Below are 15,383 nucleotides of genomic sequence, written 5' to 3'. Positions count from 1 at the left end.
CACGTTTGTTACGCGTAAAATCGAAACTCTCCGAATCGTCAGGATGAAATCTTGAAAAAAACCATCGCTCTCCTCACCAGTTCCCTGCTGCTGACTGCCTGCGCAAGCCTGCAACAGCCCGGCGACAAGGCGGATGCCCAGGCGGCCCAGGACCAGAAGAGCGCGTCGGCCAAGTCGGCCGCCAATCGCAAGAAAGCCCCCAAGGCCAAGGTCCAGCCGCAGGAAGACACCCTGCCTGCGCTGGAGCTGAGCGAGGACATCCTTTACAAAGTGCTGACAGCCGAGATCGCCTTCCAGCGTGGTCAATGGCAGTCGGCCTACGTGACCATGCTGGCGGCCGCGCAGCAGACACGCGACCCGCGCCTGGCCAAGCGTGCTGCCGAGATGGCGGTAGCGGCGCGCCAGGCGGGCGAAGCACTGGTGGCAGTGCGCCTGTGGACCGAACTGGCACCGCACTCCGATGAAGCCCTGCAGAACTACCTGGGCCTGATCATGCTCTCGGACAGCGTCGATGAAATCGAACCGCTGCTGACCCAGCGCCTGGCCGATGCCGCGCCCCAGGCGCGTGGCCCGATGATCCTGCAGATCCAGCGCCTGCTCTCGCGGGCCAAGGACAAGCAGGCCAGCTTCACCATCCTGCAGAACATCACCAAGCCCTATGGCGACCTGATGGAAACCCACCTGGCCCTGGCCCAGGGCGCCTTCAGCATCGGCGACGGCGCCCAGGCCCAGCGCGAGGCGCGCGCGGCCCTGAAGATCAAGCCGGACTCCGAACTGGCCGTGCTGACCGCCGCCCAGGTGGCCTCCGACAACAAGGACGCCACCAAGCTGGTGACCGACTTCCTGCGCAAGTATCCCGATGCGCGCGAAGTGCGCGTGGCCTACGCCCGCAGCCTGGTGGAACAGAAGGATTACAAGCAGGCCCGCAGCCAGTTCGAGACGCTGTTGAAGGAAGACGGCGAAGACGCCACCACCCTCTTCGCACTGGGCGTGCTGTCGGCCCAGACCGACCAGTTGAAGGACGCCGAATACTATCTGCAGCGCTACCTGCAGGTGCTCTCGGCCCAGCCTGAAGATGATCGCGACCCCAGCCAGGCGCTCCTGCTGCTCTCGCGCATCGCCGAGGAACGGCGCGATCTGGATTCGGCGCTGCGCTATCTGGACCAGGCTGAACCGGGTAGCGAAGGCTACGTCAACATCCAGGTCCGCCGCGCCCAGCTGCTGGCACGCAAGGCCGACATCGAAGGTGCCCGCAAGGCGCTGGAACAGGCCCAGTCCGAATCGGCCAATGATGGTGAGCAACTGCAACTGCTGCTGGCCGAATCGAGCCTGCTGCGCGACGCCAACCGCAACCAGGAAGCCGCCGATGTGCTCAAGGGCGGTCTGGAACGCTTCCCCAACAATACCGACCTGCTCTACGACTATTCCATGGTCCTGGAAAAGCTGGGCAAGTACGACGAGATGGAAAAGTCCCTGCGTCGCGTGATGCAACTGGCCCCCGGCAACCAGCATGCCTACAACGCGCTGGGCTATTCGCTGGCCGATCGCAATGTGCGCCTGCCGGAAGCGCTGGAGCTGATCCAGAAGGCCGCCGACCTGGCCCCGGAAGATGCCTTCATCGCCGATAGCCTGGGCTGGGTGCTGTTCCGCATGGGTCGCGCAGAACAAGCAGAAACCCAGATGCGTCGCGCCTATGGACTGCGTCCGGATGTCGAGATCGGTGTCCACCTGGGCGAAGTGCTCTGGACCAACGGCAAGCAGGATGAGGCGCGCAAGGTATGGCGTGAGGCTGCGCTGAAGGAACCCAACAATGAAGTCCTGAAAAGCACGCTGGCGCGGCTCAATGTGAAGTTATGAGTCGCTTGCGTTCCTATCATGGCTTCCTGAAGGCGGTACCTTTCTGTCTTGCCATCCTGCTGGCCGGCTGTGCCACGGTACCGCAGGACAGCGTGGCGCCCAACGCCAGCGCGCCGGCCTACCAGTCCAGCATCGAGATCGATGGCCGCATCTCGGTCCAGTACGAGCAGGACCAGCGCCCGCAGTCTCTGCACGGCAGCTTCTTCTGGAAGCAGACCCCGCAGGAACTGAACCTGGACATGTTCTCGCCCCTGGGCCAGACGGTCGCCACCATCAACGTCAAGCCCGGCATCGCCACCCTGGCGCAATCCGGGCGCGCACCGCAGGTGGCGCCCGATGTGGATGAACTGGCCGCGCAATCGCTGGGATGGCCGCTGCCGGTGTCGGGCATGCGCCAATGGCTGCAAGGCAGCGGCACCGATGCCAGCGGCAAGCCCTTCACCGCCCGCGCCGGCACGGAAGCAGCCAGCTTCGACACGCGCGATGGGTGGCGCATCACCTACGCCAACTGGGAGACCGATGCCGCCAGCGGCCAGGCCCGCCCCAAGCGCATCGACATGACCCGCAGCACCGCCCAGGCCGGCAAGGTCGCCATCCGCATCGCCATCGATGGCTGGAAAAAGCCCTGAACGCTGCCCTGAGACCACCCGTCTTCACTTGCACTCACCCGACCACGCAACACGCATGACCACCACGCTCACCGCCTGCCCGGCACCGGCCAAGCTCAATCTGTTCCTGCACGTGACCGGCCGCCGTCCGGATGGCTATCACCTGCTGCAATCGGCCTTCCAGTTGATCGACCGGTGCGATACGCTGGACTTCGCCCTGCGCGACGACGGCCGCATCGTCAGGACCAATGAGGTGGCGGGCGTGCCGGCCGAGTCCGATCTGGTGATCCGCGCGGCGCACCTGCTGCGCGAGGCCAGCGGCAAGCCCCACCTGGGCGCCGACATCACCGTGCACAAGATCCTGCCGATGGGAGGTGGCGTGGGCGGTGGTTCATCCGACGCGGCGACCACGCTGATGGTCTTGAATCACCTGTGGAATTGCGGCTACAATCGCGCCTCTCTGATGGAGATGGGCCTGAAACTGGGCGCCGACGTTCCCTTCTTCCTGTTTGGCCGCAATGCATTCGCAGAAGGCGTGGGTGAAGAGCTGGCGGCACTGCGCACCTCGGATTGCTGGTTCGTGGTCATCGAACCAGGCGTATCTGTTCCAACTTCTTTAATATTTTCTTCAAAGTTGTTGACAAGGGATACCGAACCCGTCAGAATAACGGACTTTCCTGATGCGACGAAACAAATCGCTTCCAGCTTCGGGAAGAACGATCTGGAAATGGTGGCAACTGCGCATTTCCCCGAAGTTGCGGCGGCAGTCGAATGGCTGAGCAGGTTCGGGAGCGCAAGAATGACCGGATCTGGCGCCTGTGTGTTTTGTGCATTCGAACACGAACATCAGGCAGACGAAGTGCTCAAGCAATTGCCTTCGCGCTGGATCGGCTGGAAAGCCAAAGCGATGCAGGAACATCCTCTCGCCCATTTAGTGCAGTCGTAAAGAAGAATTGGTTTGACGTGAGCGCAGCGCCTGGCATAGAGCGCGCGACACGGCGAGCAGCAAGTTGCGTAGGGGAATCGCCAAGCTGGTTAAGGCACCGGATTTTGATTCCGGCATTCCAAGGTTCGAATCCTTGTTCCCCTGCCATTTAATTCGGACAGGCCGCAGTACAGGCCCGGGTCCAGTCAGAAAAATAAGCCGTCAATGTGAGACCGATCAAGTCAAGCATTGTCGGCTTTTCGACTTTTTAACGATTGCATTCAGGGATACCCACATGGCACTTGAGAACCTGATGGTTTTTACGGGCAACGCCAACCCCGAACTGGCGCGCGGCGTCGCTGAGAAACTCGGTATCCCGCTGGGCAAGGCCAATGTTTCCAAGTTCTCCGACGGCGAAGTCATGGTCGAGATCAATGAAAACGTTCGCGGCAAGGACGTCTTCGTGCTGCAGTCCACCTGCGCACCGACCAATGACAACCTGATGGAAATCATGATCATGGTCGACGCTCTGAAGCGCGCTTCGGCCGGTCGCATCACTGCCGCCATCCCCTACTTCGGTTATGCCCGCCAGGATCGCCGCCCGCGTTCGGCACGGGTGGCCATCTCGGCCAAGGTCGTGGCCAACATGCTGCAGGAAGCCGGCGTCGAACGCGTCCTGATCATGGATCTGCACGCAGACCAGATCCAGGGCTTCTTCGACATCCCGGTGGACAACATCTACGCCTCGCCCATCCTGCTGGGTGACCTGGTCAACAAGAACTACGACGACCTGCTGGTGGTCTCGCCCGACGTCGGCGGCGTGGTGCGCGCCCGCGCGCTGGCCAAGCGCCTGAACTGCGACCTGGCCATCATCGACAAGCGTCGTCCCAAGGCCAACGTCTCCGAAGTGATGAACATCATCGGTGAAGTCGAAGGCCGCAACTGCGTCATCATGGATGACATGGTCGACACCGCCGGCACCCTGACCAAGGCTGCCGAAGTGTTGAAGGAACGTGGCGCCAAGAAGGTCGTGGCCTACTGTACCCACCCGGTGCTGTCGGGTCCGGCCATCGACCGCATCGCCAATTCGCCCCTGGACGAACTGGTGGTGACCGACACCATCCCGCTGTCGCCGGCTGCACGTGGCTGCGCCAAGGTACGCCAACTGACCTGTGCCGACCTGCTGGCCGAGACCTTCAAGCGCATCACCAAGGGTGACTCGGTGATGTCGCTGTTCGCTGAATAAGATTTTGCATTCGCCTCGCTGCGGTTTTCCGTGGCGAGGTTTTTTCATATTCCCTGGTCGCGGGGAATATTTAACTTGCGGGGCAACCGTCGATTGAATGATTCAACGACGAGCCCTGCCAACATTGGAGCTTCAACATGAAAGTGATCGCCTTTCCGCGTAATGAACAGGGCACCGGAGCGAGCCGCCGCCTGCGTCGCGCGGGTCAAACCCCGGGTATCGTCTACGGTGGCACCGCTGCCCCGCTGAACATCGCCGTTGACCACAACGCCCTGTACCACGCCCTGAAGAAGGAAACCTTCCACTCGTCCATCCTGGACCTGGAAATCGACGGCAAGGTCGAACAAGTGCTGCTGCGTGACTTCCAAGTCCACGCGTTCAAGCAACTGGTCCTGCACGTTGACTTCCAACGCGTGGACGCTTCCCAGAAGCTGCACACCAAGGTGCCCCTGCACTTCGTGAACGCTGAAGTGTCGCCGGCCGTCAAGCTGCACGCCGGCATCATCAGCCACGTGGCTGCTGAACTGGACGTGACCTGCCTGCCGAAGAACCTGCCCGAGTTCATCGAAGTCGACCTGTCCAAGCTGGACGTCGGCCAATCGATCCACCTGGCTGACCTGAAGCTGCCCAACGGCGTGACCGCCGTCACCCAGGAAAACCTGACCATCGCCACCGCCACCGTGCCGGCCGGTCAAGTTGCCGCTGAAGGTGAAGCTGCTGCTGGCGGCGCCGAAGAAGCCAAGTAATCCGCTTTCTTCCGCTGCAAGAAAAAACCCGCCGAATCTGATTCGGCGGGTTTTTTCGTTAACAGCGCGGGCTCGCGCGCCGCCGTCATCGTGATTACTTCCGGCCCGCTTCGCCAGCTACCGCAGCCGCCGTCGGATTGCCCGTCACCGCTCCCACCAGCGCGCCAGTGGTGGCACCTTGGGCTAGCAGGGGCGCTAGCTGGTCCAGCAGCTGCTTGCCTTCCGCTGTCTGGCTCAGTGCCGCCAGCATACCTGTAAGCTTGGTACCGCCAGCCGGCGTGAAGAGGTCCCCCAGCCGGGCCACGCCCTGTTGCATATCACCCGCATTGGCAATCACCTTCAGGTCGGCGTGTTGCATGGCCTTCGCCATTTCCAGCCCGACATCACGGCCCACTTCGACTTGCTTGATGGTGATCAGGTATTGCTGATAGCCGGCATTGGCACCGATTTCCTTGGCCAGCTGGATCTGCGTGGTGACCGGTGCCATCAACATGGCCTGCTCGGCCGCAGCTGACGCCTCGCCGCGGGCGCGGATACCATCGGCTTCCTTGAGCGCCGCCGCCAGATCACCCTCGGCCTTGGTAGTGATGGCCTGTTTCTGCGCATCCGCATTGATGACCTGCACCTGTTTCTGCGCGTCCGCATTGACGACGGCCACCTGCTTCTCCTGCTCGGCGCGCACGGCGGCGACGTCCCGGGCGATTTCAGCGCCCCGCACCTGCTGCACCTTCTTGACGTCCATGTCACGCTCGGTAGTCATCTTGGCCGCGGCCTTGATCTCCTGCTGCGCCTGCTCATTGGCGATACCGACTTGCTTCTCCTTTTCCGCCGTGCGCAGGCCCACCTGCTGGGCCGCATCCTGGCGTTGCACCTCGACGGTACGCGTGGCATCGATTTCCGCCAGCTCGGCCTGACGCTGGTTCTCAGCGACCTTGACCCGACTTTCCATCTCGATGCGTGACTTTTCCTTGGCCATCACATTATTGATGACGGTGCTGCCATGAGCGTCGCGCAAATCCATGAATTCGATGGTCTTCACAGGCAGCACACCCCACTGCGAGATCTGCTCCTTCACTTCCATGGTGAACTGGGCACCCAGCTCGGCTCGGGATTGCATGATGTCTTCCAGCGCATTGGTAGCCAGCACGCGCCGCACGGCACCCTGCAGCACGGCCTTGAGGTCGGTGTGCAATGCATCGAAGGTGGCGACGCGCTGGGCCGCCGTCTCGGCATTGTCTACACGAAAGAAGGCCACCGCATCGATGACGAAGGGCAAGCGCTCCTTGTCATAGGCTTCATAGTCATTCAGCGCAACCTGGAAGATGCTTTCGGGGAATTCGGTGACCGTGATACCCAGTTTGGGCAACCAGCTTGGCCAGGCGTAATAGGCATTGCCGGCTGGCTTGCCACGCCCGTAGGGCGTACTTGAATGGGATGTCTGGACGATATGCACCATGTTGGTCGGCACCACGCGACGCAGGGTGATGGCGATAACGAATACCAGCAACAGCATGGCGGCGACAACGGCCGCAATCAGACTCAACTGCAAGATGCTCATACCTCTCCTTGTGGATGAAAGAACGGTCGCCGTAAAACGGCAATCCGTAGATCAGACATCGCGCGCGCGGTGCTTTTGCTGCCGACAGTACTACGCCGGGCGCAGCGCAATTTCCGGGGGGATCTCATCCTACAGGAGCTTTCCATGTTGCAATACCTGCACCATGGTCGAAAAAAGAGGGCTGCTCCCGCCACGACAGACGGAGCAGCCCTTATTGACTCAGCCCCGGCTCTTGAGCCAGGCCTCGCGCTGGCGCACCGTCGCCACCGGCTTGGGCAAGGCCTTCAGGCTCACCTGCGGTGCCGTATCGGCCTTGAGCTTGACGTTGAATTCCATCAGTTCATCACGACGGAAGGCATGCACACGCACCGTATCGTTGAGTCGGTAACGCGCCAGCAAGCCATCGGGACCGGATGCAGGCACACGCAAGCCATCGATGGCCACCAGCTTGTCTCCGGCCGACAGGCCCGCCTGCATCGCAGGGCCGCCTTCGTACAGCGCTGCCAGCTTGGCGTCGCTGCCTTCCTTGGTGATACGCGCGCCCAGCCAGGGCTTGGCGTCCGCCGGCAACGCTGCCTCATAGGCCAGTCCGAAGGCCGGCAGCAACGCTTCCAGCGGGACGTCATCGGTACCGCGGATGTAGCGGTCGTGGAAGCGCTTGAGGTCGACGCCGGCGAATTGCTCCATCAGCTCCAGGATGCCCTCTTCCGGCACGCCCCGCGGCTTGCCCTGGTAGAAGTCGCGGCCAAAACCGGTCCACAGCCCGCGCATGACATCGTCCAGCGAACGGCGGCCGCCGGTTTGCTGGCGGATCGTCAAGTCCAGTCCCATGGCTACCAGCGAACCCTTGGTGTAATAGCTGACGATGGCATTGCTGGCGTTTTCGTCCTGACGGTAATACTTGACCCAGGCATCGAAGCTGGATTCGGCCACGCTCTGCTTCTTGCGACCGCTGCCGCGCAGCACGCCGGTGATGGTCTTGCCGATCAGCTTCAGATAGTTGTCGGTATCGATGACGCCGGTACGCACCAGGAACAGGTCGTCGTAATAGCTGGTGAAGCCCTCGAACAGCCATAGCAGCGAGGTGTAGTTCTCCTGGCGCAGGTCGTAGGGGGCGAATACGGCTGGCTTGATGCGCTTGACGTTCCAGGTATGGAAATATTCGTGGCTGCACAGGCCCAGGTAGGTACGGTAGCCATCGGTCTGCTCCGGCTTGCCCTTGACCGGGAGGTCGGCGCGCGAGCAGATCAGGGCGGTGGAAGCACGATGCTCCAGGCCGCCGTAGCCATCGCCGACGGCCAGCGTCATGAAGACATAGCGGTCCATGGGCGCGCGCTTGGTACGTGGCTCGAAGAAGGCGATCTGGGCTTCACAGATCTTCTTGAGGTCGTCGCACAGGCGCGCCATGTCGAGATTGGGCACGCGGCCGGTAATGACCACGTCATGCGGCACGCCATACGCCTGGAAGCTGGCCAGGGTGAAATCGCCGATTTCCACCGGATGATCAATCAGCTCATCGTAGTTCTGCGCCACATAGGTGCCGAAGCCATAGCGCTTGGCCTTGAGTTCAGCCATGGCCGTGGCGACGCGCCAGCGCTTGAACTGGTCGCCCTCGGGACGGCGGATCTCCACCACCTGCTGAGCCTGCTCGAAACCATGCGCGGCCAGGAACACGCTGGTGCCGTTGAAGAAGCCATGGGTGTCGTCCAGGTGCGCGGTGCGCACCGACAGGTCCCAGGCATAGACCTGGTAATGCAGGGTGAGCGCGCCCTTGCAGGGAGCGGCTTGCCAGGTGTGCTTGTCGAGCTTTCTGACCTGCACCTTGCGACCGGCTGACTCACCGCGCAAGGTCACGATGTTCTTGCCGAACTCGCGGATCATGTAGCTGCCCGGAATCCAGGCCGGTAGCGAAAACACCTGGCCCTCCGGCGCTGGCGAATCGACTGTGACGCTGACCTCATAGACATGGGAGGCGGGATTGAGGGAAGTGATGCTGTAGCGGATCGGGGTGGCCATTGCAGTGTGGAGATGATGCCGGCGGGCGGCGATGGCCCATTTTACACGCGGCAAAAATAAAAAAACCGGACCGACTTGCGTCGGCCCGGGTCCAGGGTCAAATGAAGCTAACCGTTAAAACTATTTAAATCATATAAATCGTTTGATGCAGTCCGTCATGCGGGATCAACGCGGCAGCAGCGAGCTGCCCATCAGGAACTCGTCCACTGCGCGTGCGCATTGGCGACCTTCGCGGATCGCCCACACCACCAGCGACTGGCCACGACGCATGTCGCCTGCGGCAAAGACCTTGTCCACCGAGGTCTTGTAGCAGCCTTCGCCATCGGTGGTGGCCTTGGCGTTGCCGCGGGCATCCTTGTCCACGCCGAAGGCATCCAGCACCTGCGCCACCGGCGAGACGAAGCCCATGGCCAGTAGCACCAGGTCGGCCTTGATCTCGAATTCCGAATCGGGGACTTCGACCATCTTGCCGTCCTTGAACTCGACGCGCGCGGCGATGAGCTTCTCGACCTTGCCGCCCTTGCCTTCCAGACGCTTGGTGGTGACCGCGAAATCGCGCTCGCAACCTTCTTCGTGCGAGGATGAGGTGCGCAGCTTGATTGGCCAATAGGGCCAGACCAGCGGCTTGTTTTCGGATTCCGGCGGTTGCGGCATCAGTTCGAACTGGGTCACGGCAGCAGCGCCATGACGGTTGGAGGTACCCACGCAGTCGGAGCCGGTGTCACCACCGCCGATGACGACCACGTTCTTGCCGGTGGCCATGATCTGGTTCTTCAGCTTGTCGCCGGCGTTGACCTTGTTCTGCAGCGGCAGGAAGTCCATGGCGAAATGCACGCCCTTGAGCTCACGACCGGGCACCGGCAGATCACGCGGAGCCTCGGCGCCACCGGCGATGATGACGGCGTCGAATTCTTTCTTCAGCTCGTCGGGGGAGACGGTTTCCTTGGACCAGTTGTTGACGGTCTCGGGGAAATCCTTGCCCACGAAGACGCTGGTACGGAAGGTCACGCCTTCGGCCTTCATCTGTTCCACGCGCAGGTCGATGTGCGACTTTTCCATCTTGAAGTCGGGGATGCCGTAACGCAGCAGGCCGCCCACGCGATCACTCTTCTCGAACACGGTCACGTCGTGACCGGCGCGGGCCAGTTGCTGGGCAGCGGCCAGGCCGGCAGGACCGGAACCGACCACGGCGACCTTCTTGCCGGTCTTGACGGCAGCCGGTTGCGGCACCACCCAGCCGTTTTCCCAGCCCTTGTCGATGATGAAGTGCTCGATCGACTTGATGCCCACGGCGTCATTGTTGATGCCCAGGGTGCAGGCGGCTTCGCAGGGTGCCGGGCAGATACGGCCGGTGAACTCAGGGAAGTTGTTGGTCTGGTGCAGGGTGTCCAGGGCTTCCTTGTAGTTGCCGCGATAGACCAGATCATTCCAGTCGGGAATGATGTTGTTGACCGGGCAGCCGTTGTTGCAGAAGGGGATGCCGCAGTCCATGCAACGCGCGCCCTGGATCTTGGCGTCGGCGTCGCTCAGGTGCAGGACGAATTCCTTGTAGTGCTTGGTGCGCGCTGCTGGCGCTTCACTGGCCTCTTTCAGGCGCTGGTATTCCATGAAACCGGTTGCTTTTCCCATTTTCCTCTCACATTCTCGCTAAGGATGCGGCGGGCGGCGCTCTTCATTTCTGGCGCCACGCCCGCCGGCGTGCTTGATTGACTCGAAAGTTACGCTGGCTGATGACGATCAGGCAGCGACCTTCTCCTTCTTCGATTGGGCAGCGGCAGCCAGCTCGGCCAGCGCGCGCTTGTACTCCGTCGGGAACACCTTGACGAACTTGGCACGCGATGCCGCCCAGTTATCCAGCAGGTAGCGCGCACGCGTGCTGCCGGTGTACTTGAAGTGACGCTCAATCAAGCCGCGCAGGATGGCTTCGTCGGTCTGGCGATCGCCACCGCGCAGCAGGCTGTGCCAGATGTCGCGGTTGACGGTCTGTTCCTGTTCGGTGTCCGACAGGACCTTTTCCAGGCTGACCATGGCGGTGTTGCACTTGCCGGCGAAATCACCTTCCGGGTCATACACGTAGGCGATGCCGCCCGACATGCCGGCTGCGAAGTTGCGGCCGGTATTGCCCAGCACCACCACGGTGCCGCCGGTCATGTATTCGCAACCGTGGTCGCCGGTGCCTTCCACGACGGCGGTAGCGCCCGAGTTACGCACTGCGAAACGTTCGCCGGCCACGCCGTTGATGAAGGCTTCGCCATTGATGGCGCCATACAGCACGGTGTTACCGGAGATCATGTTGTCCACGGCGCGGCCACGGAACTCGGTGTTGGGACGCACGATGATGCGGCCACCCGAGAGACCCTTGCCGACGTAGTCGTTGCCTTCGCCGACCAGGTCCAGGGTCACGCCCTTGGCCAGGAAGGCGCCGGCCGACTGGCCTGCGGTACCTTGCAGCTGGATGTGGATGGTGTCATCCGGCAGGCCTTCGTCGCCGTAACGCTTGGCGACTTCACCCGAGAGCATGGCACCGACGGTACGGTTCAGGTTCTTGATCGGGGAGATGAAGGAAACCTTCTCGCCCTTTTCCAGCGCGATCTTGGCTTGCGCGATCAGCTTGTGGTCCAGTGCCTTGTCCAGGCCGTGATCCTGGAAGTCGGTGTGATACACCGGCAGCTTCGACTCCGGCTGATGGAAGATGCGGCTGAAGTCCAGACCCTTGGCCTTCCAGTGGGCGATGGCCTTGGAGCGGTCCAGCAGGTCGGCGCGGCCGATCAGCTCGTCGAACTTGCGGATACCCAGCTGGGCCATGATCTGGCGCGCTTCTTCGGCGATGAAGAAGAAGAAGTTGACCACGTGTTCCGGCTTGCCGGAGAACTTGGCGCGCAGCACCGGATCTTGCGTGGCCACGCCCACCGGGCAGGTGTTCAGGTGGCACTTGCGCATCATGATGCAGCCTTCGACCACCAGCGGTGCGGTGGCGAAACCGAATTCGTCCGCGCCCAGCATGGCGCCGATGACGACGTCGCGACCGGTCTTCATCTGGCCGTCAGCCTGCACGCGGATGCGGTTGCGCAGGCCGTTCAGGACCAGGGTCTGTTGGGTTTCGGCCAGGCCCAGTTCCCACGGCGAACCTGCATGCTTGATCGAGGACAGCGGCGAAGCGCCGGTGCCGCCATCATGGCCAGCGATGACCACGTGGTCCGACTTGGCCTTGGCCACGCCTGCAGCCACGGTACCCACGCCCACTTCGGAGACCAGCTTGACCGAGATCGAAGCACGCGGATTGACGTTCTTCAGGTCGTGGATCAGCTGTGCCAGATCTTCGATGGAGTAGATGTCGTGGTGCGGCGGCGGCGAGATCAGGCCCACACCTGGCACCGACACGCGCAGCTTGGCGATGTATTCGGAGACCTTGTGGCCCGGCAGCTGACCGCCTTCACCCGGCTTGGCACCCTGCGCCATCTTGATCTGGATCTGGTCGGCGGAGATCAGGTATTCGGCGGAGACGCCGAAACGGCCCGATGCCACCTGCTTGATGCGCGAGCGCAGCGAATCGCCTTCCTGCAGCGGGATATCGACTTCGATGTGTTCGCGACCGATTTCCGAGGCCAGGGTGGCGCCCTGCTTGATGGGGATGCCCTTCAACTCGTTGCGGTAACGGTTGACGTCTTCACCACCTTCGCCGGTGTTGGACTTGCCGCCGATGCGGTTCATGGCGATGGCCAGGGTGGCGTGGGCTTCGGTCGAGATCGAGCCCAGCGACATGGCGCCGGTGGCGAAGCGCTTGACGATTTCCTTGGCCGGTTCCACTTCATCGATGGAGATGGCGCGCGACGGATCGATCTTGAACTCGAACAGGCCACGCAGCGTCATGTGGCGCTTGGACTGGTCGTTGATGATCTGGGCGTATTCCTTGTAGGTGTTGTAGCTGTTCGAACGGGTCGAGTGCTGCAGCTTGGCGATCGCGTCCGGGGTCCACATGTGCTCTTCGCCGCGGATGCGGAAGGCGTATTCGCCACCGGCGTCCAGGGCGTTGGCCAGCACCGGGTCGCTGCTGAAGGCGGCGGTGTGCAGGCGCAGTGCCTCTTCGGCCACTTCGAACACGCCGATACCTTCGACGTTGGAGGCGGTGCCCTTGAAGTACTTGTCCACCAGCGCCTTGGACAGGCCGATGGCTTCGAAGATCTGCGCGCCGCAGTAGGACATGTAGGTCGAAATGCCCATCTTGGACATGACCTTCAGCAAGCCCTTGCCGACTGCCTTCTGGAAGTTGTAGATGGCCTTTTCCGGCGACAGGTCGCCCGACAGGCCCTTGGCCATGTCGGACAGGGTGTCCATGGCCAGGTAGGGGTGGATGGCTTCGGCGCCATAACCTGCCAGCAGGGCGAAGTGGTGCGTTTCGCGGGCCGAGCCGGTTTCCACCACCAGGCCGGTGGAGGTGCGCAGGCCCTTGCTGACCAGGTGCTGGTGGATGGCGGAAGTGGCCAGCAGTGCCGGGATGGGCAGCTGGTCGGCATCGACCTTGCGGTCCGAGATGATCAGGATGTTGTGGCCCGACTTGACCGCATCCACGGCCTTGGCGCACAGCGAGGCCAGGCGGGCTTCGATGCCTTCCTTGCCCCAGGCGACGGGGTAGCAGATGTTCAGTTCATAGGACTTGAACTTGCCGCCGCTGTGGGCGCTGATGTTGCGCAGCTTGGCGATGTCGTCATAGTCCAGCACCGGCTGCGACACTTCCAGGCGCATCGGCGGGTTGATGTTGTTGGTGTCCAGCAGGTTGGGCTTGGGGCCGATGAAGGACACCAGCGACATGACCAGGGCTTCGCGGATCGGGTCGATCGGCGGGTTGGTCACCTGGGCGAACAGCTGGCGGAAGTAGTTGTAGAGCGTCTTGTTCTTGTTGGACATGACCGCCAGCGGCGAGTCATTGCCCATGGAACCGATGGCTTCCTCGCCGCCCGTGGCCATGGGGGCCATCAGGAACTTGATGTCTTCCTGGGTGTAGCCGAAGACCTGCTGCAGGTCCAGCAGCTTCAGGGACGACGACGGCTGGCGTGCCTCTTCTTTCAGTTCGTCCAGCTTGACGCGCACCGAGTTGATCCACTGCTTGTAGGGCTTGGCGTTGGCGTAGGTGTCCTTGAGTTCCTTGTCGTCGATGATGCGGCCGGCGTCCAGGTCGATCAGGAACATCTTGCCCGGTTGCAGGCGCCACTTCTGGATGATCTTGGATTCGGGAATGGGCAGCACGCCGGATTCGGACGCCATCACCACCAGGTCGTCATCGGTGACGATGTAGCGTGCCGGACGCAGGCCGTTACGGTCGAGCGTGCCGCCGATATGGCGACCGTCGGTGAAGGCCAGCGCGGCCGGGCCGTCCCACGGCTCCATCATCGCGGCGTGGTATTCGTAGAAGGCGCGACGATTGTCGTCCATCGAGGTGTGGTTTTCCCAGGCTTCGGGCACCATCATCATCATCGCCTGCGGCAGCGGATAGCCGGCCATGACCAGCAGTTCCAGCGCGTTGTCGAAGCTGGCGGTGTCGGACTGGCCTTCATAGATCAGCGGGAACAGCTTCTTCAGGTCCGAACCCAGCACGGCGGACTGCATCACGCCTTCGCGGGCGCGCATCCAGTTGAAGTTGCCCTTGACGGTGTTGATTTCACCGTTGTGGGCGATCAGGCGGTACGGGTGGGCCAGCGGCCATTCCGGGAAGGTGTTGGTGGAGAAGCGCTGGTGCACCAGGGCCAGGGCCGAGACGCAGCGCTCGTCCTGCAGGTCCTTGTAGTACACGCCGACCTGGTCGGCCAGCAGCAAGCCCTTGTAGACCACGGTACGGGCCGACATCGAGGGCACGAAGAATTCCTTGCCGTGCAGCAGGTTCAGCGCCTGGATGGCGTGACCGGAAGACTTGCGGATCACGTAGAGCTTGCGTTCCAGCGCGTCGGTCACCATCACGTCGGGGCCACGGCCGATGAAGATCTGGCGGATCACCGGCTCTTTTTCACGCACGGTCGGGGACATCGGCATGTCGCGGTCCACCGGCACATCGCGCCAGCCCAGCACGATCTGGCCTTCGGCCAGCACCGCGCGTTCGATTTCCTGTTCACAGGCGATGCGGGAGGCGTTTTCCTTGGGCAGGAACACCATGCCCACGCCGTATTCGCCGGGCGGCGGGAGGTCCACGCCCTGCTTGGCCATCTCTTCGCGGTAGTACTGGTCGGGAATCTGGATCAGGATACCGGCACCATCACCCATCAGCGGGTCGGCACCGACCGCGCCCCGGTGATCCAGGTTCTTCAGAATGAGCAAACCCTGGTCAACGATGGAATGGGATTTCTTGCCCTTGATATGGGCGATGAAACCGACGCCACAGGCGTCATGTTCATTTGCTGGGTCGTAAAGGCCTTGCGCGTGCATAACGGAACTCCAC

The 15,383-nt window shown here is 62.3% G+C and carries 9 protein-coding genes and 1 tRNA gene; 6 read left to right on the top strand and 4 right to left on the bottom strand.

Annotated elements, in window-relative coordinates; translation table 11 throughout:
* Positions 1 to 51: 51 nt before the first annotated feature.
* From HWE04_RS18175 to HWE04_RS18150, 6 genes are all read left to right on the top strand, one after another.
* Positions 52 to 1,857 carry a tetratricopeptide repeat protein gene (locus tag HWE04_RS18175; RefSeq protein ID WP_006465124.1) on the top strand — a complete coding sequence of 602 codons (1,806 nt, stop codon included), beginning with the start codon at positions 52 to 54 and terminating at the stop codon, positions 1,855 to 1,857.
* On the top strand, positions 1,854 to 2,486 hold the full coding sequence (gene lolB, locus HWE04_RS18170; protein ID WP_241813291.1) for a lipoprotein insertase outer membrane protein LolB: 633 nt from the start codon (positions 1,854 to 1,856) through the stop codon (positions 2,484 to 2,486). The genes HWE04_RS18175 and lolB overlap by 4 nt, the downstream gene beginning before the upstream one ends.
* A gap of 55 nt (positions 2,487 to 2,541) precedes the next feature.
* Positions 2,542 to 3,411, top strand: a complete 870-nt coding sequence (gene ispE / locus HWE04_RS18165; protein ID WP_241813290.1) for a 4-(cytidine 5'-diphospho)-2-C-methyl-D-erythritol kinase — start codon at positions 2,542 to 2,544, stop codon at positions 3,409 to 3,411.
* Positions 3,412 to 3,481: 70 nt separating this feature from the next.
* Positions 3,482 to 3,558, top strand: a tRNA-Gln gene (locus HWE04_RS18160).
* Between the two features lie 127 nt (positions 3,559 to 3,685).
* Positions 3,686 to 4,636 carry a ribose-phosphate pyrophosphokinase gene (locus HWE04_RS18155; RefSeq protein WP_006465127.1) on the top strand — a complete coding sequence of 317 codons (951 nt, stop codon included), beginning with the start codon at positions 3,686 to 3,688 and terminating at the stop codon, positions 4,634 to 4,636.
* 137 nt (positions 4,637 to 4,773) lie between these two features.
* The gene (locus HWE04_RS18150) at positions 4,774 to 5,382 is read left to right on the top strand and encodes a 50S ribosomal protein L25/general stress protein Ctc (protein WP_006465128.1); all 609 of its coding nucleotides are present in this window, start codon (positions 4,774 to 4,776) and stop codon (positions 5,380 to 5,382) included.
* A 94-nt stretch (positions 5,383 to 5,476) separates the two neighbouring features.
* On the opposite strand, the gene HWE04_RS18145 is transcribed toward HWE04_RS18150, so the two are convergent.
* The 4 genes from HWE04_RS18145 to HWE04_RS18130 all read right to left on the bottom strand — a co-directional run bounded on the left by HWE04_RS18145 (position 5,477) and on the right by HWE04_RS18130 (position 15,370).
* Entirely contained in the window at positions 5,477 to 6,940 is a 1,464-nt protein-coding gene (locus tag HWE04_RS18145) for an SPFH domain-containing protein (RefSeq protein ID WP_241813289.1), read from the bottom strand.
* A 219-nt stretch (positions 6,941 to 7,159) separates the two neighbouring features.
* Complete coding sequence (locus HWE04_RS18140; RefSeq protein WP_241813288.1) at positions 7,160 to 8,956, bottom strand: M61 family metallopeptidase; 1,797 nt, start codon at positions 8,954 to 8,956, stop codon at positions 7,160 to 7,162.
* Between the two features lie 165 nt (positions 8,957 to 9,121).
* Entirely contained in the window at positions 9,122 to 10,585 is a 1,464-nt protein-coding gene (locus HWE04_RS18135; RefSeq protein ID WP_241813287.1) for a glutamate synthase subunit beta, read from the bottom strand.
* A gap of 108 nt (positions 10,586 to 10,693) precedes the next feature.
* Positions 10,694 to 15,370 (bottom strand): glutamate synthase-related protein, encoded by a 4,677-nt coding sequence (locus HWE04_RS18130; protein WP_241813286.1) that lies wholly within the window; start codon positions 15,368 to 15,370, stop codon positions 10,694 to 10,696.
* Positions 15,371 to 15,383 lie beyond the last annotated feature (13 nt).

Source organism: Herbaspirillum sp. C7C2, from assembly GCF_022627865.1.
Lineage (GTDB): Bacteria > Pseudomonadota > Gammaproteobacteria > Burkholderiales > Burkholderiaceae_D > Herbaspirillum > Herbaspirillum frisingense.
Note: the sequence above shows the minus strand (reverse complement) of the source record. Positions and strands in the feature narration are given on the sequence as shown.